This window comes from Caballeronia sp., from assembly GCF_028292365.1.
Lineage (GTDB): Bacteria > Pseudomonadota > Gammaproteobacteria > Burkholderiales > Burkholderiaceae > Caballeronia.
Window position 1 is genome coordinate 1 of record NZ_JAQGMM010000313.1, and the last position, 24,495, is coordinate 24,495.

19 protein-coding genes are annotated in these 24,495 nt (G+C 60.7%); 16 read left to right on the plus strand and 3 right to left on the minus strand.

The window, feature by feature from the left end:
* The 14 genes from leuB to JWR14_RS19430 all read left to right on the plus strand — a co-directional run.
* Positions 1-791 (plus strand): 3-isopropylmalate dehydrogenase (gene leuB, locus JWR14_RS19365; RefSeq protein ID WP_299709935.1); only part of this gene is annotated, 791 nt, incomplete at its 5' end.
* Between the two features lie 488 nt (positions 792-1,279).
* Positions 1,280-2,401: an aspartate-semialdehyde dehydrogenase gene (asd, locus tag JWR14_RS19370; protein ID WP_299709937.1), complete on the plus strand. Its 1,122-nt coding sequence runs from the start codon at positions 1,280-1,282 to the stop codon at positions 2,399-2,401.
* A 171-nt stretch (positions 2,402-2,572) separates the two neighbouring features.
* Positions 2,573-5,185 (plus strand): FimV/HubP family polar landmark protein, encoded by a 2,613-nt coding sequence (locus JWR14_RS19375; RefSeq protein WP_299709938.1) that lies wholly within the window; start codon positions 2,573-2,575, stop codon positions 5,183-5,185.
* Positions 5,186-5,192: 7 nt separating this feature from the next.
* Complete coding sequence (gene truA / locus JWR14_RS19380; protein ID WP_299709940.1) at positions 5,193-6,017, plus strand: tRNA pseudouridine(38-40) synthase TruA; 825 nt, start codon at positions 5,193-5,195, stop codon at positions 6,015-6,017.
* Positions 6,010-6,687, plus strand: a complete 678-nt coding sequence (locus JWR14_RS19385) for a phosphoribosylanthranilate isomerase (RefSeq protein WP_299709941.1) — start codon at positions 6,010-6,012, stop codon at positions 6,685-6,687. Before truA ends, JWR14_RS19385 begins: the two co-directional genes overlap by 8 nt.
* A gap of 58 nt (positions 6,688-6,745) precedes the next feature.
* Positions 6,746-7,939, plus strand: coding sequence for a tryptophan synthase subunit beta (gene trpB, locus JWR14_RS19390; RefSeq protein ID WP_299709943.1), 1,194 nt, complete (start codon positions 6,746-6,748; stop codon positions 7,937-7,939).
* An 11-nt stretch (positions 7,940-7,950) separates the two neighbouring features.
* The gene (locus JWR14_RS19395) at positions 7,951-8,847 is read left to right on the plus strand and encodes a site-specific DNA-methyltransferase (RefSeq protein ID WP_299709945.1); all 897 of its coding nucleotides are present in this window, start codon (positions 7,951-7,953) and stop codon (positions 8,845-8,847) included.
* Positions 8,848-8,910: 63 nt separating this feature from the next.
* Positions 8,911-9,714, plus strand: coding sequence for a tryptophan synthase subunit alpha (gene trpA, locus JWR14_RS19400; protein ID WP_299709947.1), 804 nt, complete (start codon positions 8,911-8,913; stop codon positions 9,712-9,714).
* 76 nt (positions 9,715-9,790) lie between these two features.
* Complete coding sequence (accD, locus tag JWR14_RS19405) at positions 9,791-10,663, plus strand: acetyl-CoA carboxylase, carboxyltransferase subunit beta (RefSeq protein ID WP_062086303.1); 873 nt, start codon at positions 9,791-9,793, stop codon at positions 10,661-10,663.
* A gap of 168 nt (positions 10,664-10,831) precedes the next feature.
* The gene (gene folC, locus JWR14_RS19410; protein ID WP_299709949.1) at positions 10,832-12,154 is read left to right on the plus strand and encodes a bifunctional tetrahydrofolate synthase/dihydrofolate synthase; all 1,323 of its coding nucleotides are present in this window, start codon (positions 10,832-10,834) and stop codon (positions 12,152-12,154) included.
* Between the two features lie 35 nt (positions 12,155-12,189).
* Complete coding sequence (locus tag JWR14_RS19415; protein ID WP_299709950.1) at positions 12,190-13,083, plus strand: SPOR domain-containing protein; 894 nt, start codon at positions 12,190-12,192, stop codon at positions 13,081-13,083.
* Between the two features lie 6 nt (positions 13,084-13,089).
* Positions 13,090-13,626, plus strand: coding sequence for a CvpA family protein (locus JWR14_RS19420; protein WP_299709952.1), 537 nt, complete (start codon positions 13,090-13,092; stop codon positions 13,624-13,626).
* A gap of 138 nt (positions 13,627-13,764) precedes the next feature.
* Positions 13,765-15,315, plus strand: coding sequence for an amidophosphoribosyltransferase (purF, locus tag JWR14_RS19425; protein ID WP_299709954.1), 1,551 nt, complete (start codon positions 13,765-13,767; stop codon positions 15,313-15,315).
* Between the two features lie 276 nt (positions 15,316-15,591).
* The gene (locus tag JWR14_RS19430; RefSeq protein WP_299709955.1) at positions 15,592-16,782 is read left to right on the plus strand and encodes an O-succinylhomoserine sulfhydrylase; all 1,191 of its coding nucleotides are present in this window, start codon (positions 15,592-15,594) and stop codon (positions 16,780-16,782) included.
* Positions 16,783-16,962: 180 nt separating this feature from the next.
* On the opposite strand, the gene JWR14_RS19435 is transcribed toward JWR14_RS19430, so the two are convergent.
* Complete coding sequence (locus JWR14_RS19435; protein ID WP_062086293.1) at positions 16,963-17,304, minus strand: FKBP-type peptidyl-prolyl cis-trans isomerase; 342 nt, start codon at positions 17,302-17,304, stop codon at positions 16,963-16,965.
* Between the two features lie 253 nt (positions 17,305-17,557).
* Here JWR14_RS19435 and JWR14_RS19440 point away from each other — a divergent pair, with 253 nt between their 5' ends.
* Positions 17,558-18,721, plus strand: a complete 1,164-nt coding sequence (locus tag JWR14_RS19440) for a HAMP domain-containing sensor histidine kinase (protein WP_299709957.1) — start codon at positions 17,558-17,560, stop codon at positions 18,719-18,721.
* Positions 18,722-18,782: 61 nt separating this feature from the next.
* Positions 18,783-20,198 (plus strand): hemolysin family protein, encoded by a 1,416-nt coding sequence (locus JWR14_RS19445; RefSeq protein ID WP_299709958.1) that lies wholly within the window; start codon positions 18,783-18,785, stop codon positions 20,196-20,198.
* A 525-nt stretch (positions 20,199-20,723) separates the two neighbouring features.
* Here the strand turns inward: JWR14_RS19445 and JWR14_RS19450 are convergent.
* Both JWR14_RS19450 and tssI read right to left on the minus strand, forming a co-directional pair.
* A complete protein-coding gene (locus JWR14_RS19450) occupies positions 20,724-21,566 on the minus strand; it encodes a hypothetical protein (protein ID WP_299709960.1) in 843 nt (280 codons plus the stop codon).
* Positions 21,567-21,570: 4 nt separating this feature from the next.
* On the minus strand, positions 21,571-24,495 hold a 2,925-nt coding region (tssI, locus tag JWR14_RS19455; RefSeq protein WP_299709961.1), incomplete at its 5' end, for a type VI secretion system Vgr family protein.

Consider the following 24,495-nt stretch of genomic DNA (forward strand, 5'->3'; position numbering starts at 1 on the left):
TGCAATTGTTCGCGAATTTCCGTCCGGCCATTTGTTATCCGCAATTGACGGCGGCTTCGTCGCTTAAAGCCGAAATTGTCGCGGGACTGGATATCCTGATCATCCGCGAACTGAACGGCGATATCTATTTCGGCCAACCGCGGGGCGTGCGGTCATCGCCGGATGGCTTGTTCGAAGGCGCGAAGGAAGGCTTCGACACCATGCGTTATTCGGAGCCGGAAGTGCGTCGTATTGCTCACGTGGCGTTTCAGGCCGCGCAAAAGCGCGCGAAGAAGCTGACGAGCGTCGATAAAGCCAACGTGCTCGAAACGTCGCAATTCTGGCGCGACGTGATGATCGATGTATCGAAGGAATATCCGGACGTCGAGTTGTCGCACATGTACGTCGACAACGCGGCCATGCAGTTGGTGAAAGCGCCGAAGGCGTTCGACGTAGTGGTGACCGGCAACATGTTCGGCGACATTCTCTCCGACGAAGCAGCCATGCTGACGGGTTCTATCGGCATGTTGCCGTCCGCCTCGCTCGATAAAAACAACAAGGGCTTGTACGAGCCGTCGCATGGTTCCGCGCCGGATATCGCGGGCAAGGGCGTGGCGAATCCGCTGGCGACCATCCTCTCGGCCGCCATGATGCTGCGTTACTCGCTCGGCAAGGTCGAGCAGGCTGACCGGATCGAAACGGCGGTGAAGAAGGTGCTCGCTCAGGGCCTGCGTACCGGCGATATCGCGACGCCAGATGGCCGTACGGTCGGCACGAAGGAAATGGGCGACGCAGTGCTCGCAGCGCTTTAAAGCGCGCAGCGCGCTTTTTCATCGGAAGGGTTGGGCACGCGATTTAGTAAAAACTCCCGGTGGAAAAGCGTCTCGCGGCGGACGTCTTTTCAAGATAGTGCCAATCGCGATATTTCATCTCGATTCGACACTTTTAGTGCACGAATCACGTCAAAACGCGTGGAACGCTCGCGCGGAGGGACGAATATGCGGGTTATCGTGTAGACTCTTTTGTTATGGCGAAGATCTCTTCAATCTCTCTGGACTCGATTTCATGCGGCGGTTTTAGCTCAGGCGCCCGCACGACTCGTCTCGCCATTACGCTTTTGAACACGCTTGCCGGTACGGTCCCCGGTACGGTTGCGGTGTCCAAACGCATTACGAAAACCATTTCCCTCAAAACGATCACGTTCCGCTGATCGCCTGTCGTGCCCGCTCATCTTCCCCGCGCGGTCACGCCGGCGGAGGGTCTGGCCCAAGCGGGGAAATGTCCACAAAAAAGGTTAGTCATGAACGTAGGTCTCGTTGGTTGGCGCGGCATGGTCGGCAGCGTCCTGATGCAGCGTATGCAGCAGGAAGGCGATTTCGACCTGATCGAACCGGTGTTTTTCAGCACCAGCAATGCGGGTGGCAATGCGCCGTCGTTCGCGAAAAACGAGACGAAACTCAAAGATGCGGCAAGCATCGACGACCTGAAAAAGTGCGACGTCATCATTACGTGCCAGGGCGGCGATTACACCAATGAGGTGTTCCCCAAGCTGCGCGCGGCCGGCTGGAAGGGTTACTGGATCGACGCGGCTTCGTCGCTGCGCATGAAGGACGACGCTGTCATCATTCTCGACCCGGTAAACCTGAGTGTTATCAAGGATTCGCTGGTCAAGGGTGGCCGGAATTTTATCGGTGGAAATTGCACGGTCAGCCTGATGCTGATGGCGTTGGGCGGCCTGTTTAACCAAAACCTGGTCGAATGGACGACCGCCATGACGTATCAGGCAGCTTCCGGCGCGGGCGCGCAGAACATGCGCGAACTGTTGCAGCAAATGGGCGTGCTGTACGGCGCGGCCAAGGAAGATCTGGCGGACCCGTCGTCGGCTATTCTCGATATCGACAAGCGTGTGCAGGCAGCCATGTCCAGCGAACGTATGCCGATCGACAATTTCGGCGTGCCGCTGGCCGGCTCGCTGATTCCGTGGATCGACAAGGATCTCGGCAACGGCATGTCGAAGGAAGAGTGGAAGGGCGGCGCGGAAACCAACAAGATTTTGGGATTGCCCGCCATGGGCGAGCCGGGTTCGGTTCCTGTGGACGGCCTGTGCGTGCGGATTGGCGCAATGCGTTGCCACTCGCAAGCACTGACCATCAAGCTCAGGAAGGACGTGCCGCTGGACGAATTGCACGGCATTTTGGCATCGGCGAACGACTGGGTGAAGGTTGTCCCGAACGAACGGGAAGCCTCGATGCGCGATTTGTCGCCGGCGGTTGTCACGGGTTCGCTGACGGTGCCGGTCGGCCGCTTGCGTAAGCTCGCCATGGGCGGCGAATATCTGTCGGCGTTCACGGTCGGTGACCAGTTGCTGTGGGGCGCGGCGGAACCGCTGCGCCGGATGCTGCGCATCCTGCTGGACAAGTAAAGTAAACTACGCGCCACGACGCGTAGTAATTCAATGAAGCGTCGCGCTTGCGCGGCGCTTTGTCGTTTTTGAGGCTGGTTTGCTGAACTTCCGCCGCGAGTCCTCGACCGTGTTGAGATGTTGCCCCGTTTTGTTGGTTTCTTGTTCGCTGTCCACTCGCCTGGAGTATCAATGATCGTTCGTCCGAGTCGGCCGCTTCATTCACAGCCTTGCTTCCTCAGCCGCTCGCGGCGCGCGGCGCTGATCGCGGCAAGCGTCGCGAGTGTGCTGCTCGGAACGTTCGTTTCCTCCGATGCCACCGCCCAAGCCAGCAGCGCGTCGGCCGTTTCGGACGCCTCGGCGCCGGCGGCTGCGTCGGCGGCGGGCGCTATCACGCAGTACAGCGTGAAACCCGGGCAGTCGCTCAGCGATATCGCCTCCCAGATCACAGGTTCAACCGACCGCGCCACACGCGAAAAGATGGCGCGCGCGCTCTTCGACGCGAACCCCAACGCGTTCATGGGTCATGACCCAAGCCGGTTGAAGCTCGGATCAGTGTTGAACGTGCCGGTGGTCGAGGATGCGGCGGTGGCTGCTGGGGCTTCCGGGGCTTCTGCTCCGATGGCAGTCTCGGCGCCGGCAGTCGAGGCTAGCGGTTCGGTCGCGGCCGAGGGGACGTCGAATGTTGTCGGCGCGGTGAACGGAGCGGCAACGGCGGCGAGTGGCGCTGTCGCACCGGTTGCGCCCAGCGCATCGAGCGAGCCGAACGCGGCGTTGCCGACATCGGAAGCTCAGTCTGTGACGAGTGCCAGCGCGGCTGCGAGCGCGAGCGAAGTGACGCCAGCATCGGAAGCGGCACCGGCATTGAGCGCATCGAGCGCACCCGTGGCGACTGTCGCACCGGTCAGTACGCCGTCAGCGACGGGCTCCACGGCGATGTCGGTGAACGGGCCGATAGGCTGGCTCATCGGGGCTGTCGTGGTGATTGGCTTGTTGCTGCTCGTGATGCGGGCCAGCAAGCGGCGCCGTATTGCAAGCGCTGCGGCCGCTGTGGCTGCCAATGAAGGTGCGCCGCAAGAACCATCGCCAGTATCGACGCCACCTGAGACAACCGTCGCACACCCTCACGACGGATTGGCGAACCACGCGCACGTTTCCACGGGCGCTGCCGATCTCGACAGCGCATCGATCGAGCGCGGTCAAGGCGAGCTGAACGTGGTGGCTGCAAGCATGGAAAACTACGATGCTGCGCAGTCCTTCGATACCCCGACGGAAGACAAGCCGTTTCTTCCAGCCGAAAGCAATGCAATTGACGACGATGCCGACGGTGCGCGAGTCACGCTGAGCGAGAGCCGCGCGCAGGATGCGGCAAGTCCGGCGCGCGACGCGGACACTAAACGCGCGCCGTTCATGCCCGATGCGCCTGCAGCGCTTCATCGCGATTTCACACCGCCACGCCCGGGTGCGATTGAGGCGGCACTGGCAGCGGAACGGGCTGCGGCTGATCGCGCCGAGGCATTGCGCGCAGAAATGGAAGCTCGCGAGCAAGAGCTTCGCGAGGCGGCCGCGTTAGAACAGGCGACGCGAGAGGCAGAAGCGCAGGAAGCTGCGGCGCGAGAAACTGAAGCTCGTGAAGTCGCGGCGCGGGAGTTGGCGGCGCGTGAGGCGGAAGCACGTGAAGTTGCCGCGAGGGAGGCTGAAGCCCGCGAATCCACAGCCCGTGAAGTTGCGGCGCGCGAAGCGGAAACTCGTGAGGCAGAAGCTCGCGAAGTCGCCGCAAGGGAAGCTGCGGTGCGTGAAACGGAAGCTCGCGAAGCCGAAGCCCGTGAAGTCGCCGCACGCGAAGCAGAAGCCCGCGAGGTCGCTGCTCGCGAGGCTGCCTCTCTCGAAGTGCAAGCGCGTGAAACAGCGGCCCGCGAAACAGAAGCCCGCGAAGCTGCCGCCCGTGAAACGGAAGCTCGCGAAGCAGAGGCGCGCGAGGTCGCCGCACGTGAAGCAGAAGCGCGTGAAACGGAGGCTCGCGAAGCCGCCGCTCTCGAAGCTCAGGCGCGCGAAACAGAAGCCCGTGAAATAGCGGCCCGCGAAGCATCAACGCACGCCTCCAACGCGTACGAAAGCGGGCAACACTCGGCATCGACCCAGCCGGCCGCACCTGAACCAGCGTCGAACCATCGAAACGACGCTGAAGGCGAGTCTGCCTATGACGACGAGCCGTCGCCGGCTTCACGCTTCCCGCAGCCTAAATTCCCGCAAGAGGCTATCGAAGCCCTGAGCGCGCTCGATTTCGGCTTGCCGCCGCGTCAGGAGGCGCCCGCACCGTCCGATGTCCACGTCCAGCCGCCGGTGCCCGCTACCTCCACCGAACCCGCCGCGCAAAACGAAGCCCCCTTGACCCCCGCGCCCGCTACGCCCCAGCCGATCGCCGACCCCGCCGTTTTCGATCGCCAGAACGCGCAGCACAGCCACCCTGAACCAGCCACGCCCCCGCCCTCCGCGAGCGAACAAATCGAATCCGGCACGGCCGGCGCGGCATCCGTAGCGGGCCTTGGCGCATCGCGTTTCGGTCCCCTGAGCCTCGACTTCGACTACAACTCGCCCGCGAGCCAGACCGAGCCGCTACCGGCCTTCACGCCCGAGCAAATCTCGACAATCGCCCGCAACAAGCTCGAGCTGGCTGTCGAATACATTGAACTCGGCGATTTATCCGGTGCCCGCACGCTGCTGCAGGAAGTGATCGAATCAAACGATCCGGCCACGCGCCAACCCGCAGCCACGTTGTTATCGACGCTGGCGCCGCTGTCCTGAGATGCCTGTGAAACGCATTGCATTAGGCATCCAGTACGACGGTTCGGCGTTCAGCGGCTGGCAGACCCAATCGGACGTGCCGACCGTTCAGGATGTTCTCGAACGCGCGTTGGGGAAATTCACGCAGACGCGCGTGCAAACCGTTGTCGCGGGGCGCACGGATACCGGCGTGCACGCGCTCGGCCAGGTCGTCCATTTCGATACCGAACTCGAGCGCACCGACTTCGCCTGGGTGCGCGGCACGAACGCGTTCTTGCCGCAGAGCGTCGCGGTCCAGTGGGCGCGGCCGATGCCTGACGACTTCCACGCCCGCTTCGGCGCCTTCGAGCGTACCTATTTCTACGCGTTGTACGTCCACCCCGTGCGCTCGCCGATGATCACGGGCCGCGCCGGCTGGTGCTACGCGCCGCTCGATGCCAACGCGATGCGCGAAGCCGCCGCCAGCCTGATCGGCAAGCACGATTTCACTGCGTTCCGTTCGTCGGAATGCCAGGCGAAAACGCCGGTCAAATACCTGCATCAAATCGATATTGTCGAGCAGGGCGATTTCATCCACTTCCGCTTTCGGGCGAACGCGTTTTTGCACCACATGGTGCGCAACCTGATGGGATGTTTCGTCGCGATCGGCCGCGGCAAACATCCCGCGTCATGGATGGCGGAATTGCTGGAAGCGCGCGACCGCAAACGCGCGGCGCCCACGTTCATGCCCGACGGCCTGTATTTGGCCGAGGTCGGCTATCCTGAGAACTTCGCAGTCCCCGCGCCGCGCCTCGGGAGCTATCCGTGGAGCGCGGTCTGGCAGGACCACAAGAACGAGACCAAGCATGAATGACGGCATGAACAACGACCTGCGTCGAACGAGAATCAAGCTGTGCGGTTTATCAAAAACGGAAGACGTCGATACCGCTGTCGCGCTCGGCGCCGACGCCGTGGGTTTCGTGTTCTATCCGCCCAGCCCGCGTTCGGTGAGCGTGGGACAGGCTATCGAACTAGCCGAGCACGTGCCGCCGCTCGTCTCGGCGGTCGGCTTGTTCGTCAACGCCACGCCTGAATGGATTCGTGAGGTGACATCGAACGTGCGCCTGTCACTGCTGCAATTCCACGGCGATGAAACCCCGGCCCAATGCGAAGCGCTCGCCGAAGTGGCCGGTTTGCCGTGGTGGCGCGCTGTGCGGGTAGGGCCTGATGCCATTGCACGCGATTTGGTAGAATCATCTCTTAATTATTCAACAGCCAGCGGTTTGCTCCTCGACACCCTCGTCGACGGCTACGGTGGCAGTGGAAAGGTATTCGATTGGTCACTTATCCCAACAGATCTCGGGCATCGGGCCGTTTTGAGTGGTGGGTTGAACGCGCAAAACGTCCTTGACGCCATCCGGCGCGTGCGCCCTTACGCAGTCGATGTCTCCAGCGGCATCGAAGTAGCGGGGGCGAAGGGCGTGAAAGATCACGCCCGAATGGCGGCGTTTGTACGCGCGGTGCGCGAAGCAGACGCCGGATGATCAAGATGGGAAACGACGTGGGCAGGCGCAACGCTGCCACGTATCAAGAGAGTGACACATGTACAACTTACCAGACGATCGGGGCCATTTCGGCCCGTATGGCGGCACATTCGTATCTGAAACGCTGATTCACGCACTCGATGAACTTCGCGATGCCTATGCTGAATGCAGTAAGGATCCGGCATTTATCGCGGAATACGAATACGAGCTGAAGCATTACGTCGGCCGTCCGTCGCCGATCTATCACGCCAAACGCTGGAGCGAGATGCTCGGCGGCGCGCAAATCTTCCTCAAGCGCGAAGATTTGAATCACACCGGCGCGCACAAAGTTAATAACGTAATTGGTCAGGCCTTGCTCGCGCGCAAGATGGGCAAGCCACGTGTGATCGCGGAAACCGGCGCGGGACAGCACGGCGTTGCTACGGCGACCATCGCCGCGCGTTTCGGCATGGAATGCGTGGTCTACATGGGCTCGGAAGACGTGCGGCGCCAGGCAGCGAATGTGTACCGCATGAAGCTGCTCGGCGCGACTGTCGTGCCAGTCGAATCCGGCTCGAAGACGCTGAAAGACGCGCTCAACGAAGCCATGCGGGACTGGGTGACGAACGTGGAGAACACGTTCTACATTATCGGCACGGTGGCGGGGCCGCATCCTTACCCCATGATGGTGCGCGACTTCCAGCGCGTGATCGGCGATGAATGCAAGGTGCAAATGCCCGAAATGACGGGTCGCCAGCCGGATGCGGTGATCGCGTGTGTTGGCGGCGGATCGAATGCGATGGGCATCTTTTATCCGTATATCGAAGATAAAGACGTGAAGCTGATCGGCGTGGAAGCGGCTGGCGATGGTATCAGCACCGGGCGCCACGCCGCGTCGCTAATTGGCGGAAGTCCGGGCGTCCTGCATGGCAACCGCACCTATCTGCTTCAGGACGAGAACGGCCAGATCATCGAGACGCATTCGGTGTCAGCCGGGCTGGATTATCCTGGCGTCGGCCCAGAACACGCGTGGTTGAAGGATGCGGGCCGGGCCGAATACGTGGGCATTACCGATGAAGAAGCGCTGAAGGGATTCCATGATTGCTGCCGGATCGAAGGGATCATTCCCGCGCTCGAATCGAGCCACGCACTCGCTTACGCCGCGAAGCTCGCGCCCACGTTGCCCAAGGACAAGCTGCTGCTCGTCAATCTGTCGGGCCGTGGCGACAAGGACATGCATACGGTCGCCGAGCGCACCGGCATCACGTTCTGAGCCCGCAACCGATGCGCGATGAAATCGATCATGCAAGCGCGCACGGCGCCGCCGGCGGTGACGTCTCCAATGACGTCCACGGCAGCACCGAACGCGGTATCCACTTGCATCACCGCGATTTCTTAACCGATGCAGCGAACCTCCCGGACGGCTCGATCGACCTGATCGTGGCCGATCCGCCGTACGGTCTGGGCAAGGATTACGGCAACGACTCGGACATGCGTTCGGGCGATGCCTTCCTCGACTGGACCTACGGCTGGCTTGAACTCGCCATTCCGAAGCTCAAGCCAAGCGGTTCGCTTTACATTTTTTGCACGTGGCAATATGCGCCGGAGATCTTCGTGTTCCTCAAGCGCCGCCTCACGATGGTCAACGAGATCGTGTGGGATCGGCGCGTGCCGAGCATGGGCGGAACGGTACGCAGATATACGTCAGTGCACGACAACATCGGTTATTTCGCGGTATCGAAGGATTATTTCTTCGATCTCGATCCCATCCGCATCCCCTACGACGCAGTGACGAAGAAGGCGCGTTCGCGCAAATTGTTCGAAGGCAGCAAGTGGCTGGAGCTGGGTTACAACCCGAAGGACGTATGGTCGGTCTCGCGGTTGCACAGGCAACACGCCGAGCGCGTGGATCATCCGACGCAAAAACCGCTTGAGATTATTGAGCGGATGGTCCTGGCGAGCTGTCCGCGAGGTGGGCGCGTGCTTGATCCGTTCATGGGCAGCGGCACGACCGCGGTCGCCTGTGCGCGTCATGGGCGCGAGTTCGTCGGCTACGAGATCAACGCTGACTATCACGCGATTGCCGAAAAACGAGTCGCTGAGACGCGCTCCGTCGGGGTCCGGGTTGAACCCGATGCCGTGGATGCAGACACCGCCGTTGATCAAGCGAACGCCGCTTAACACACCACAAAGTCACTGCTAAAAACGCTAAAAGGCGCGGATTTCGCGCAAAGAGATTAACTCATGTCCCGTATTAAAAGCACATTTGCGGCGTTGGCCGAGCAGGGCAAGAAAGGTCTGATCCCGTTCATTACGGCCGGCGATCCGAATCCTGAGCAAACCGTCGAACTCATGCACGCACTCGCCAAGGGCGGCGCGGACGTCATCGAACTGGGCGTGCCGTTTTCCGATCCGATGGCCGATGGTCCCGTGATCCAGCGCTCGTCCGAACGCGCATTGGCCAAGGGCGTCTCGCTGAAGCGTGTCCTCGCTGATGTAAAACGCTTCCGCGAAACCAACTCCACCACGCCGGTGGTCCTGATGGGCTATGCGAATCCGATTGAACGGATGGGCACCGAAACCTTCGCCAAAGCGGCGAAGGACGCCGGCGTGGATGGCGTTCTGGTCGTCGATTACCCGCCGGAAGAGTCGGTGGAATTTAGCGAGTCAATGCGCGCTGCCGGCATCGATCCTATCTTCCTGCTCGCGCCCACATCGACTGATGAGCGCATTGCCGCGGTCGGCAAAGTGGCGAGCGGATATGTGTATTACGTGTCGCTGAAAGGCGTGACGGGTTCGGCAAATCTGGACGTGGCCAGCATCGCGAGTAAAATCCCGGCCATCAAGGCGCATGTCGCGTTGCCGGTGGGGGTGGGTTTTGGCATCCGCGACGCTGCGTCAGCGAGGCTGGTGGCCGATGTATCGGATGCCGTGGTGATTGGCAGCCGTCTCGTGCAATTGCTCGAAGAAGCGCCGCCGGAGAAGGCGGCCGAGATGCTGACGAGCTTTATCGCTGAAATTCGCTCTGCGCTCGATTCTGCAAAATAACCCGTTATTGCGGCCCGGAGGGTTCAAACCCGCTCCAAATGGGCCGCAAAACACGTGAAAACAGGAAGGACATACGATGAGCTGGCTCGACAAACTGTTACCGCCGAAGATCAAGCAAACTGATCCGAAAAGCCGCAAGGGCATTCCGGAAGGGCTGTGGATCAAGTGCCCTTCGTGCGAAGCGGTGTTGTACCGCAATGACGTCGAGGCGAATCTGCATGTCTGCCCGAAGTGTAGCCATCACATGCGGATTGGCGCGCGCGAACGGCTGGACGGGCTACTCGATCCGGAAGGCCGTTACGAAATCGGCCAGGAGATCCTGCCAGTCGATGCACTGAAGTTCAAGGACAGCCGGAAGTATCCGGATCGCCTGAAAGAGGCGATGGAAGATACGGACGAAACCGACGCCATGGTCGTCATGGGCGGAGCGATCCACACCATTCCCGTTGTGACCGCTTGCTTCGAGTTCTCGTTCATGGGCGGCTCGATGGGCTCGGTGGTCGGCGAACGATTTGCCCGCGGCGCGCGTAACGCGCTGGAGCAGCGCACGCCGTTCATCTGCTTCACGGCATCGGGCGGCGCGCGGATGCAGGAAAGCCTGTTGTCGCTGATGCAGATGGCCAAGACCACGGCCATGCTCACGAAGCTGGCCGAAGCCAAACTGCCGTTCATCTCTGTTCTCACCGATCCGACCATGGGCGGCGTGTCCGCCAGTTTCGCGTTCCTGGGCGACGTGGTGATTGCTGAACCGAAGGCGCTGATCGGCTTTGCGGGTCCACGCGTGATCGAACAAACGGTGCGCGAGAAGCTGCCGGAAGGGTTCCAGCGGTCGGAGTTCCTGATCCAGAAGGGTGCGATCGACATGATTGTGGATCGCCGCAAGATGCGCGAAGAAATTGCGCGCCTGATTGCACTGCTGACGCTGCAACCGGCTGATGCGGTCGCCTGAGGCACGGTTTTCAAGCGCCTTTCGTGCGTCCAAAGCGTCGCCCGAAAGGCGTTAAAGATTTGACGGCCCAGGCGCCGCGCGCGAACCCGGCGAGGGTCGCGTGCGGCGTTTTTGTTTTGGCGCTTTTTTCACTATTTTGCGGGCTTTAGCCGGCGAGCACGATCATTCATGGCGACCTCATCGTTCACCTGTCCTACCCTCAGCGCGTGGCTTGAACACCTGGAAACGGCGCATCCTGTCGGTATCGACATGGGCCTGACACGCATCAGCCAAGTGCGCGATGCGCTTGGACTGAAATTCACGTGCCCTGTGATTACGGTCGGCGGGACCAACGGCAAGGGTTCGACTTGCGCGATCATCGAAACCATTTTAGTGCGCGCGGGGTATCGCGTGGGCTGTCATACGTCGCCGCATCTGCTCGACTTCAATGAGCGCGCGCGAATCAATGGCGTCGATGCCACGGACGACGAGCTGATCGAGCATTTCGAAGCAGTCGAACAAGCGCGCATGAGTCTCGCCGAGCCAGTCTCGCTGACGTACTTCGAGTTCACCACGCTGGCGATCATGCGACTGTTCGCATCGCGGAATCTGGACGCAGTGATTCTCGAAGTAGGGTTGGGCGGCCGTCTGGACGCCGTCAATATCATCGATACCGATTGCGCGATCGTCACCAGCATCGATATTGACCATACGGAATATCTGGGAGACACCCGCGAGAAAATCGGCTTCGAGAAAGCCGGCATTTTCCGCCCGGATACGCCTGCCATTTGCGGCGATCCCTCGCCGCCGCAGTCGTTGATCGACCATGCGAAGGCGATTGGCGCGGATTTGTGGCTGGTCGGCCGCGATTTTCGCTATGAAGCGCAGGGCGGTAACGAGCGTCAGCAGTGGAGCTACATCGGCCGGACGCAACGGCGCTCGGCGCTCGCCTACCCGGCTTTGCGAGGCGCGAATCAGCTGATCAATACATCGGCGGCGCTGGCCGCGCTAGAAGCGCTGCGCGAGCGCATTCCGGTGTCCGCGCAAGACATCCGCCTGGGACTCGCCAACGTCGAATTGCCGGGACGTTTCCAGGTTGTGCCAGGCAAGCCACAAGTGATCCTCGATGTTGCTCACAATCCCCACGCCGCCGCTGTTTTGGCTCAGAATCTCGGCAACATGGGATTTTTCCCCTACACGTACGCAGTCTTCGGTGCGATGGGCGACAAGGACCTCGCCGGGGTGGTCGAGCATCTGAAGGGCGAGATCGATCACTGGAACGTGACGGCCTTGCCTACTCCGCGCGCTGCTTCTGCGGCCATGCTTGAAAGCGTTTTACGTGATGCAGGCGTCAACGACAGTAGTGACAGCAGCGTTACACAATTCAACAATCCGGCCGACGCTTTTCAAGATGCGTTAAAGCGAGCGTCCGAAAATGATAGAATTTTGGTTTTCGGCAGTTTCCATACGGTGGCCGGCGTAATGGCTTACCGTAAATCGCAGCGTCATTGAACGGACGGCCGGCCAGCCTCTCGCACAAGCCAACCATGTCCTTTTTCTCGTTCGGCAAGAAAGACGACGCGCCCTCAGGTCGCGACGCATACTCCGACTCCCCGCGCGGCTCGCGTCAGACCGTGCGTACCGAACGCAGGACGCGCCGCAGCGACCGTCCTGAAGCCGACGCAATGATGCTCGACCCCACCCTGCCCGAAAAGCAGCGCGCGCGGCGGCGTCTGGTCGGCGCGCTCGCGCTGGTCGCGGCGGCGGTGATCATCCTGCCCATGGTGCTGGATTCGCATCCGAAACCTGTCACTGACGACATCTCCATCGATATCCCGGCACGTCCGGCCGCGCCTTTGCCCAAGACGAGTCATAACGACGCGTCAGATGGCGGCGCGGTTGATTCGTCAGCGGATACGCAAGCGGGCGTAGCGCCAGATGGTCCTGCGGCGGCTCCGGACAATACGGCGGCAGTGGCTTCAAAGCCGGACTTGAAGCCCGCTTCAAAACCTGATCTAAAACCCGATTCGAAGCAAGCTTCTAAACCGGTCGAAACGCAAGTGCAAGCCAAGGCTGCAGCGCCTCAGCCTGAAGCGAAGCCGGTCGCACCGCCTCCCGCGGCAACGGCCGCGAAACCGCCGGTGGAAGCGCCCGCGGCCACCGCAGCTACCCCAAAACCGAACACACCGGCCTCTCCGGCGGGCAGCCGTTTCGTGGTCCAGATCGGTACTTTCGATGACGACACCGCAGCCCAGAACTGGGTGACCAAGTTGAAGGCGGCGGGAGTGCCCGCATATATCGAACATCGGAAACAGGCCGACGGTACCAGTCGCACGTTGTTGCGTGCCGGACCGTTCGCCGACCGGGCGGCTGCATCGGCGGCGCTGGTCAAGGTGCGGCAAGCCGGACTGGGCGGTGGCAGCAGCGCGTCGGCGAACTAGCTGTAGATGTTTACGAGTTTCGACTACGCGGTGATGGCCGTGATCGGCCTTTCCGCGCTACGCGGCATGTGGCGCGGCCTGCTGGCCGAAGTGTTCGGACTGATAGGCTGGATTGCGGCACTGTTGATCGCGGGGCGGTTTGTCGGGTTGGTCGTGCCGTACATTCCGGCGCACTGGCCGGGCGGGGTGCTGACCCAGTGGCTGATTGCATTTCTGCTGATTGTCGCGGGTGTGCTGGTGATATCGAGCGTGGCGGGCGCGTTGCTGACGCGTGTGACCGAAGTGATCGGGCTGCGCGGTATCGACCGGTCGCTTGGACTTTTGTTCGGCCTCGTGAGAGGGGCCATTCTGGTAGTGATCCTGGTCGCCTTCGCGGGCTTGACCGAACTGCCGCAACACGATTTCTGGCGTAACGCGTTGTTCCGGCCCGCGGCCGAACAAGGCGTGCGAGAACTGAAACCGCTGCTTCCCGATACGCTCGCCGCGTACGTGCGCACCACGCCGGACGGCCCGCAAGATCCGCCCGCCACGCCTGCGCAATGACGTCCTGGCTCGCTACCCGAGAACCTTGCTACGGCTCGGCGCAACACCCTGCAGTCTTGTCCCCTCGCGAGGGGCCGTCTGCATTCGTTGCACCGATACGCCTTTTGGACCCGTTTCGACTCTTTGAAGGACCATGCCATGTGCGGCATCGTAGGCGTAGTTTCCCAGACTCCCGTTAATCAGTTGATTTATGACAGCTTGCTGCTCTTGCAGCATCGCGGGCAGGACGCGGCTGGCATTGCGACGGCTAACGGCAATAACTTCCACATGCATAAAGCCAACGGCATGGTCCGCGACGTGTTCCGCACGCGCAACATGCGCAGCCTGCCGGGTAATGTCGGCATTGGCCAGGTGCGGTATCCGACGGCCGGATCGGCGTCGAGCGAGGAAGAAGCTCAGCCGTTCTACGTGAATGCGCCGTTCGGCATCATCCTGGCCCACAACGGCAACCTGACGAACTGGCCGCAGTTGAAGGAAGAGATGTTCCGGATCGATCGCCGGCACATCAACACCGCGTCGGACACGGAAGTCCTGCTCAACGTCTTCGCCCACGAATTGCAGTTGTCCAGCTCCGGCCTGGAACTCGATCCGGCCGCGCTGTTCAAGGCGGTGAGCGGTGTGCATCGGCGAGTGAAGGGATCGTATGCGATCGTCTCGCTGATCGCGGGTTATGGCCTCGTCGCTTTCCGCGATCCGTTCGGCATCCGTCCGCTGGTGCTCGGCAAGCAGGAAACCGCGACGGGCGTGGAATGGATGGTGGCGTCGGAATCGGTGGCGGTTGAAGGGATCGGCTTCGAGTTCGTGCGTGACGTGGAGCCGGGCGAAGCGATTTTCATCGATAACGACGGCAACCTGCACAGCCAGCAATGTGCCGAGAACCCGAGCCTCAACCCCTGCATCTTCGAACTCGTGTATCTCGCGCGTCCCGATTCGTGCCTCGACGGCGTGCCGGTCTACAACGCGCGCCTGCGCATGGGCGATTACCTCGCCGAGAAGATCAAGCGCGTGCTGCCGGATGTGCACATCGACGTAGTCATGCCTATTCCCGATTCATCGCGGCCCGCCGCCATGCAAGTGGCCGCGAAACTGGGCGTGGAGTATCGCGAAGGTTTCTTCAAAAATCGCTATGTTGGCCGCACCTTCATCATGCCGGGCCAGGCTGTGCGCAAGAAGTCGGTGCGCCAGAAACTCAACGCCATGGCGATCGAGTTCAAGGGCAAGAACGTGCTGATCGTCGATGACTCCATCGTGCGCGGTACAACGTCACATGAAATCGTGCAGATGGCGCGCGATGCAGGCGCCGCCAAGGTGATCTTCGCGTCCGCTGCGCCGCCGGTGAAGTACCCGAACGTGTATGGCATCGACATGCCCACGCGTGGCGAACTGGTCGCTCATGGCCGGTCGGATGAGGAAGTCGCGCGCATGATTGGCGCGGATCATCTGGTGTATCAGGATGTCGCCGATCTGAAGCAAGCCATTCGCGACATCAACCCGGCGCTGCGTGAATTCGATGCATCATGTTTCGATGGCAACTACATCACCGGCGATATTGACTCGGCTTACCTGGATCGTCTGGAAAAGTCGCGCCTCGCGCCGCAAGCCCAGTCGGATCGCGATGCAGCGAATGAAGCGATGGAAGGCGGCGACGTGTCGCGTTCGCAGTTGCACTTGCAGTTGTCGGTGGAGTGACCGCGTACGGAAACGCGTGATAGGATTGGGTTTGCGTCGATTTGAGATCAGCTTGCGGACGCGGGTTTTGATGAACGGGCTAGATGTTTAGCTTGAGTCGGAATCCGAAACAGCTAAAGCGAACCGGTGGCGAATCTGGACCACGCGCCGGCGACGCTACAGGCTTTTCCGCACCGAGCCCGCTCATGCTGACGCAGAAGCGGGCTTTTTTGCGTCCCGGTTTTCTGGCCGGGTCACCATGAATAGAAGTGAATGGAAAGAATGGAAAACACGAACATGGACGAAAACCTCAACTTCGATACGCTCGCCGTCCGCGCGGGAACGTTGCGCAGCGAGTTCAACGAGCACTCGGAAGCGATTTTCCTGACATCGAGCTTTGTGTTCGAGAGCGCGGCGCATGCTGCGGAGAGCTTCAAGAACTCCGAGGAGGCTTACACGTACTCGCGCTTCACGAACCCGACAGTCGCGATGTTCCAGAACCGTCTGGCTGCGCTCGAAGGCGGCGAAGCGTGCATGGCAACCGCTTCGGGCATGGCGGCGATCATGTCGGTGGTGATGTGCTCGATGCAGCAGGGCGACCATCTGGTCAGTTCGAAGAGTTTGTTCGGATCGACGATCGGGATGTTCTCGCAGATCTTCACGAAGTTCGGGATCACGACCACGTTCGTCGATGCCACCAATCTGGATGAATGGCGAGCGGCCGTGCGCCCCGAGACGAAAATGTTCTTCCTGGAGACGCCGTCGAATCCGCTGACCGAGATTGCGGACATCGAGGCGATCGGGAAGATTTCGAAGGAAGTGGGCGCGTTGTTTGTCGTCGATAACTGCTTCTGTAGTCCGGCGCTGCAGCAGCCGTTGAAGCTTGGTGCTGACGTCGTCATGCACTCGGCGACCAAGTTCCTCGATGGTCAGGGACGGGTGCTGGGCGGCGCGCTGGTCGGGTCGAAGCAGTTCATCATGGAGAAGGTGTTTCCATTCGTGCGCAGCGCGGGGCCGACGTTGTCCGCGTTCAACGCATGGGTGTTGCTGAAAGGGATGGAAACGCTGTCGCTGCGGGTGGAAAAGCAGTCGGCGAATGCGCTGGAAATCGCCCGCTGGCTGGAGACCCATCCGGCGATCGAGCGCGTGTTTTATCCGGGGCTCGAGTCGCATCCGCAATATGCGATTGCCAAGAAGCAGCAGAAGGCTGGCGGGGCGATCGTGTCGTTCGAGTTGAAGGGCGAGACGCGTGAAGAGCAGCGTGCGAATGCGTGGCGCGTGATTGATGCCACCAAGATCTGTTCGATCACCGGCAATCTCGGGGATACGCGTACGACTATCACGCATCCGTCGACGACAACGCACGGACGGTTAACGGCGGAAGTGCGCGAAGCGGCGGGGATTCGGGAAGGGCTGATCCGGCTAGCGGTAGGGCTGGAAAATGCCGGGGATATTCGCGGGGATCTGGAGCGTGGGTTGAACGGGTAAATTTTGATCTTGCCCGATCGGGGGTAATCCGGACCGCTGGGTTAGCGGTCCGGGTCGACTGAAGTCAACCCCGAACGACCCACCCAGCGCTGCCGCCCAATCGCACCAACAGCTCACCGAGGGCTCACCCCAAATCTTGGGTGCGAACGAAAAACCCCCGTCGGCGCGATCGAACGACCCTTAAACTTCGAGCAATTCCACTTCAAATACCAGCGTCGCATTCGGCGGAATCACGCCACCGGCGCCGCGCACGCCATAACCCAACTGCGGCGGAATGGTCAGCTTGCGCTTGCCGCCCACCTTCATACCCTGTACGCCTTCGTCCCAGCCTTTGATGACCATGCCGCCGCCGAGCACAAACGCGAATGGATCATTACGGTCGTGGCTGGAGTCGAACTTCTGGCCGTCCGTGAGCCAGCCCGTGTAATGCACGCTCACCGACTTGCCGGCAACGGCTTCAGCGCCTTCGCCCACCGTCAAATCTTCATACTTGAGCCCTGAGTCGGTCGTCACGATCGCCATGTAACACTCCTTGTAAAAGCCGACACCGCCGGCTGGATCTAAAACCGGTATTGTAGGGCTTTCAGGCGGCTTCGTTACACGCGGCGAAGCGTGCACGAGGTTTGCTGCACCCTTTGACGGTATCTCGTTAATGAGTAGGAAGGGCTGGCCAGGCCCAAGGGGAAGGCCCGGAAGCACTCCCCTATAATGGCCAGTCATCTCGATAACACCGGGCAAGATACTCGCATTCATCAACGCTCAAGGATCTCCTATCGTGACAACGTCTTTCTCCGGCACGGTCGACACGGGGCGCGCTCCCCGTCCTGAAGCGCCGGTCGCGGGCACGGACGGCGTGCTCGTGCTGGATACCGCGCAACGCTGTCTGTCAGCCGATACCGTTTTCGCCCATCTGTTCGATCTCGACCCTCACGCATTCGAAGGCCGCGCTCTCGCCGATACCGCCTTGCCCAAACCCCTGATCGCCGTGCTCGCCGAAGCGGCGGACGCCGCGTTCGCCGCTGGCGGCGTGCGTCGCGCGAAGGTCTCCATTGACGAAGGCGAGGGAGCGCGGGCGAGATCGCGTTCGTTTGCCATCCTCGCGCTGCCCGGCAGCATCGGCCGGGCCGATACCGCGACGCTGATCGTTTCGCCGACCGGCTCCGGAACATCGGCGCAAGGCAATCCCGCACAAGCCGATGCCGACGAACGCACCGCGCATCTGCGTGCCGAAGCAGCGCTATTCATGCGCGATCACGTGCTCGGGGTCGTATCGCACGATCTGCGCGGTCCGCTGAACGCGATCCATAGCTGGGGTTACGTGCTGGAGCGCAAGGTCGATACCGCCGATGCCGCCGCACAACGCGCGCTCGGCGGGATCCGCTCCGGCGTGGAACAGCAGGTGAAGCTGATCGAGCAATTCATCGATACCACGCGCGCCGAGACCAAAACGCTGGCGCTCGAGCGCGCACCGCTTGCGCTACGGCACGTGATGGACGCAAGCGTTCGCCAAGCCCGCGCGAGTCTGGCGGACACGCGGCATGTCACGCTGCACGTTGAATCCGAGCTGGTGGAAGAGCAGATCAGCGCCGATAGCGAACGTCTCACCCAGGCGCTCTGGCTGATGCTTGCGTTCGCCACCGAGGCGAGCGCGGCGGGATCGGCAGTGGTGTTGGACGGCTTGGTGGAGGGCGGTGTCTTCAGCGCGGTCGTCACGTTCACGGCATCGCAGAAACCGCTCCTGGATCCTGAGCTTCCCCATGTGCTCGAAGCGTTCGCCCGAAGTCAGGCGACGTTACCGCGTGAAGCCGCGCGCATCGCGTGGGTGCTCGCCCTGTGCAAACGTGTGGCTGAAGCGCACGGCGGCACCTTCGAACACGACGATCTCGCCGATGGCGCCGCCGTAACGCTCAGATTCCGCGTGCCGTTGAGCGCCACCTGATTTAACTTTCGATCAGCTTGCACCTCTATACTGGTGGTTTCATTTTGCGGAGCAGGTTGCTTTGAATCAGGTTGTCGCGCTAATTGGTGCCTTGTTGCTCGTCGCGTTGAACGGGTTTTTCGTCGCGGCCGAGTTCGGGCTCGTCAAACTGCGCGCCACGCGCGTTCAGGCAATCGCACGGTCGAACGGTTTACCGGGCCGTTTGCTGGCCAAGGTCCACGGCAAGCTCGACGCGTATTTGTCCGCGTGTCAGCTCGGCATCACGCTGGCGTCGCTCGGGCTTGGCTGGCTGGGCGAACCGGCGTTCGCCGCATTGCTGCATCCGTTGTTCGCGCTCGCGGGTATCGAATCAGCCAAGCTGATTGATGCCGTCTCGCTGTTCTTCGCGTTTTCCTGCATTTCGTTCCTGCACATTGTGGTGGGTGAGCTCGCGCCAAAATCGTGGGCCATCCGGCGCGCGGAACAAGTCGGCCTGTGGGTCGCCATGCCGCTCTACGGATTCTACTGGGCCATGTATCCGTTCATCTGGGTGCTGAATTCGAGCGCGAATTTCGTGTTGCGATTGTTCGGGCTCGGCGCGGAGCATGGCGGCGACGCTCATTACTCCACCGACGAACTCAAGTTGATCCTGCGCGGCCGGCGCTTGAGCGGGGCATCGACGACCGCGTTGCCGGACGCAACCGGCATGGGGTCCGCCGGGTTCGCCGGCTCGGCCTATAACGCCGATGAATGGAACACGATCGCCCATTCGCTCGATTTCAGCCGCATGACGGTCTCGGACCTGATGCGCCCGAATCACGAGATGGTCGGCCTGCGCAACGACGTGCCCATGCGCGACAACATGCAAGTGATCGCGCGTCACCGTTTCAGCCGCTATCCGCTTTTCGCCGATGCCTCCGGCGAACACGTGCTCGGCATGATTCACCTGAAGGACTTGCTGCTTGCACGCAATGGCGCCGGGCGTGGCCTGCTGCAAGGCCTGACCCGGCAGGACATGACGCAGGATGAACTGGCCAAGCACGTGCGGCCGGTGCAGTACGTGGCGGGGAATCTATCGGCGCTTGAATTGTTCCGGCGCTTTCGCAAAGGCGCGCCGCATTTCGCGCTGGTCGGACGCAAGGGTCAGAAGCCGATAGGTTTTCTGACGCTCGATAACTTGTTGGGCGCGCTGGTTGGTCAGATTCACGACGAGTTCCGTCAAGGCGACGCGGACTGGTCGCGCATGGACGACGGCACGCTGATGGGCAAGGGCAGCTTGCCGGTGGTGTCTCTTGAACGGGCGTTGGGGATTGATATCGACGAGGGCCAGGCGGAATCGGTCGGCGGACTTGTGATCAATGCGCTGGGCGATTTGCCGAGCGAAGGGCAGCGGATCGGCTTCGATCGTTTCGATATCGTGGTGAAGAAGATGAACGGGCCGCGCATTGTGCTCGTACGCGTATATCCGCATGAAGAGGTGACGCAGGAAGCGGAGTGATTGTCACTGCGCTTGCCTCTTCTTTCGTCGTTTTCGTTGCGGCCATCTGTTGTTGAGGCTGGCCATCCTGATGCGTCGCGTGTCTGGAAAATCTGCGTTCGGCCGGCGCGTCCGACCGAATGCCGTAGCGTCGGTTCGCCTCGAATCCGAGCATTAACGTTCGCAAGCGTATGTCGGCGCGTCAGCAAAGTGTTCACGGGTCGCACCACGGAGCCTTGCTGCAGAACCGAATTATGCTTTACCAGTACAAAAGGCTCGACCCCTTTGCCTGGGTGAAGCCAGTCAGCGGTAACTGTACGGATTTCGCCCGCGGACCGAAGGTTTGAGGTCGGCGCTGTGTCGGTACGCGCCATCCGTCTAGTCCATGATCCCTTCGCGCTGATTTCCAACTCCGTGCTGGCGCCATTGAGGTGGATACCCAGTTTCGTGTTCAGGTTGATCCACTCGGTCATACTCTCTTGATCTTCAACGCAGGTTTGTAGGTAGATTCCTAAACGGCTACAGCGATTTTCCTGCAACGCACAACTATGATTCGCTCCACGGTTGTCTCGGGTTCTCACGCAACCACATCCAGCGCGCGTCAACCCATTCATAGGGAATCGGATTCTCGTAGGGCACGTTGCGAGCGGTTGGAAATGTCTTGCCTGCGTAGACGATCGTGGCATCCGTTGGGCCGTTTTCTGTCCAGCCTTCCCATATCGCGGTTTCAGGACACAGCATGCCCGTGCGAAGGTCCATCAGTCCGTATTGCTGGCGTCGGGCTGCGCGGCGTTGTTCCAGTTCCGCTGGCGTGAGGTAGGTGCGCGTGAAGGTGATTTCACGGAGGTTCTCCGGGTCGCGCAGACTTGCGTAGTCGGGCGCATCGTGCTTGCCCAGGTAGTCGAAGTCCGCATTAACGTCAAATGGGGAGTCGGTCGATAGTGGCAAGCGATAACCGAGCATGACATTATTAGGATTGCATCCTGCACATCGATTACCGGGATTGAAGAAATCTCCGAGTTCAACGCGTACACCATCTATTTTCCCCCCACGCACTAAGCGTTGTAAGCCAAGACGTGTTTCGTAGTCCAACATGTGGATGTGGGGCTCAAAATAAGTGTTGACCGTGAGAACAAATCGCTTTACCACAGCTTGTCCGCCAATGAGGCGATCCTTGTCAAAATAGAATTCAGCCGCAAGGAAAGAGCCGGGAAAGTATGCATAGCCAATCTCGTTGTCGACCCAGTGGCGCTTGGGTTCTCCATACATCCTCTTTACTTCTTCGAAGTCAATTTTTCCACTTATCCAGTGGAGTCCAACTTCCGCGATCGCGAGCATTTGTTGCTGCTGTGCCGGCGTCATGCTTTTAATGGGAGGTGTATAGGGCATGCCATCACTCCCGTACTGAGTTTTTGCCGCCAGCGTCGGCGGGATTGGTTGGAACAACGCGGCTTGGGGCCTTGCTGGCGAGCACATAAGCAGGGCTGCACTGATCAGCAGGCAATGTGCGAAAGGCTTGACCGGAGAATAGGTTCCAATAGCCGCCTGCAACCTCCTCGCAAAAGAACGCATCGTCTTCCCATGGCCTGCCTGCGTAATCCTGCATTTGTGCGTACGGCTCTGCAGCCATCTTGTCGACGTCAATTGGAGTGCTTCCCATTCCTGTGTTTTGTAATAGGCTCACTGCTGCTATGCGAGCGTTCGCTACTTCCTGTGCCAACGATGTTTCGTCGGGCGCGTAGGGCGGATACCATCGGGCCGCCTCCCAAACTTTGACTTCTCGTAGGTATTCACCAATCGCCATTCGCTTGATCCCGATGAGCGCCGAAGGCTCGTCGGGAATGGGCGTGCTTGCCGCAAGTGCGATTGCAGTCCGGGCTACTTTGCCATCGCCCGCCGAAACGACCGGCCATTTCGCGATATTTGCCGTTCCCTCAAAGTTCTGCGGCTGTCGTTGAACCATCGCATTGATCCAGAATGATTGCTGACAGTGCCGCGCTTCGTGATACAGCGTTTTGGCCAATTCACGAACTGATTGCGTCACGGTGCGTTTGAAGTCTGCGGCCGCCTCCTTGCCAGATGGGGTATCTTTGAAGATGCTGTGCAACCATGTTTCGTTGACGGCCAGTTCCCACTTCGCCGCAGTGAACATACCCATTGCGATGGCGTTGCCTCCATCAAACGCCGCGATCTTGATAGCCGGCCAAGCAATCTCCGGAATACCAAAACCCGCTGCCGAGGGACCAGATAAAGCCGCTCCAACGATGGGCCTGATCAGACTTGCAAGATCCCGTTTGTCGTCATCACTCAACGGCCAAGTCAACCGCAACACCGCCTTTCTTCCCTCCGGCCCTAGATACATCTGCCCCCACTGCACCTGTTCCATTAAACACACACGCATCGCTTTCATGTAAGCGCGTGCAACCGGATACTCCAGTTGCACGCTTGCCTTATCGCGTTCGGTCGAATAGCGCATGCCCCAGTTGTTCGGACTGCATTGCGCGTACATCGCGTCCTTGCCCGCGCTCGTGCGCTGCACGTCGTTAGCCTGCGCCGAGCGCGCGCCAATCTGCTGCTTTCCCACCACGCGCTTTTCCAGCGCCAGCGACGGCTGCGCGTTCTCCACGTCATGCCCCGCATCCGCGCTTTTTGTCAGCATTGGCGTGTGAATGGCGATGGCGTTATCGGTACCGTCGTTGCGTAGAAAGGTGAGCGCCGCTATTTGAACGCTCTCGCTCAACACGAGCGCGGTCTCGCCCAAAGCATTTGTGGTGCCATCGATTAACTGACCGGCGGCGAGCGTGATCCGATACCGCTGCCCGGGCAGTCGCAGACCTGAGCCATGCTCCATCAACACAAAATGCTCGGCCACCTTCGCCTGGCTGATGTCAGTCAGCGGCAGCTTTACGGGTTTCGCCTGTGGAGCGAAGGTCTGATGGTCGGCGCTATGAACCAGATACGAACCTTCCGTATAGCCGATGATCCCCCTCGCGCTGATCTCCAACTCCGTGCCGCTGCTGTTGATTCGGATACCTTGTTTTGCCGTCAGGTTGATCCAGCCATTGGTGCTCATGAGCTCGACGACTTTCCGAGCCTGAATCTCGATGTTGTCCTGCTGTGCCTCAATATGGACATTGCCCGAAGCCGCCACCAGTTTGATACCAAGCTTATGAACGAAGACCTTGAAACTCTGCGCGACGGTTGCGAACAGCGATTTTCCGGTGGCAATGCCAAGATGACCACCGGTCGTCAAGGCCAGATGCCCGTCACTCGCAAGGTGCGTACTGCCCGCTGTCGTACTCTGAATGCCCACCGGACTGGCGATTGTCAAATGCGGTTCATCAAATTCAGGGAACGCGTTGTCGTCCGTCTTTGCACCGCCCCGGATTGCGTCGTTCTGTGCCTTGAGCGCCTTCGCTATATCGCTCTGGTCTGCGCCTTCGTCCTGCGCCCGATGTTGCTGTGCGAGATCAGCCAGACTCTCCTGTAGATTCCTTGCCTGCGTGAGCCGCTGGACCGTCTCGCCCATGTCCTTCGCATGCGCTTGCGCGTTGGCCCGTGATTCTGTCGTGATCAGAAGTCCATTGGCTGCACGCACCACGCCGTGCTCGTCGGTGCGTAGCTCGAAACCACCGCCGCGCGGGTCCTGCCGCCCGACGTTCCCCGGAATACGCGTGATGCTGCCCAGATTCAGTTGCGACAACGCGTGGTCGCTCGACAGTTGCGCCTGGATCTTGCCCTCGGTATCGTCCATCACTAGGTGATTCGCGCGTCCGCCGTTTAACTCCCGGCTTCTGAAACCCGACAGCGCCTGATTACCGGGCAATTTCCACGCAGGCAACTGAAACGCGTTGACCACGCGCCCAGTCACGATCGGCAGATCGGGGTCCCCATTCAGATAGTTGACCAGCACCTCTTGCCCCACCCGGGCGAGGTGCGTCGCGCCGAATTCGCTGCCCTGCCACGCGGATACTGAACGCGCCCAGCAGCTTGAGCGCTCATCGTTCTGGCCCTGCCGGTCCCACGGGAATTGCACCTTCAAACGCCCGTAGGCGTCGGTCCAGATTTCCTGATCGGACGGGCCTACCACGATCGCCGTCTCGGGGCCGTAGCTGCGCGGTTTTTTGAGGGTGCGAAGCGAGCGGAAGACTTCGCGGGCCGGCTGGACAACAAAGTTCGTGACGCAGCGGTAGCGCTGGCCGTTGTGCGAGGTGCTTCCGGATTGCGTTTCCACACCGATATTCTCGATATCGAGCGTGCTGGAGATAACCAGATAGTCCCGGTTCGCCTCGCTTTGCGGATAATGCGTCAGCGTGAA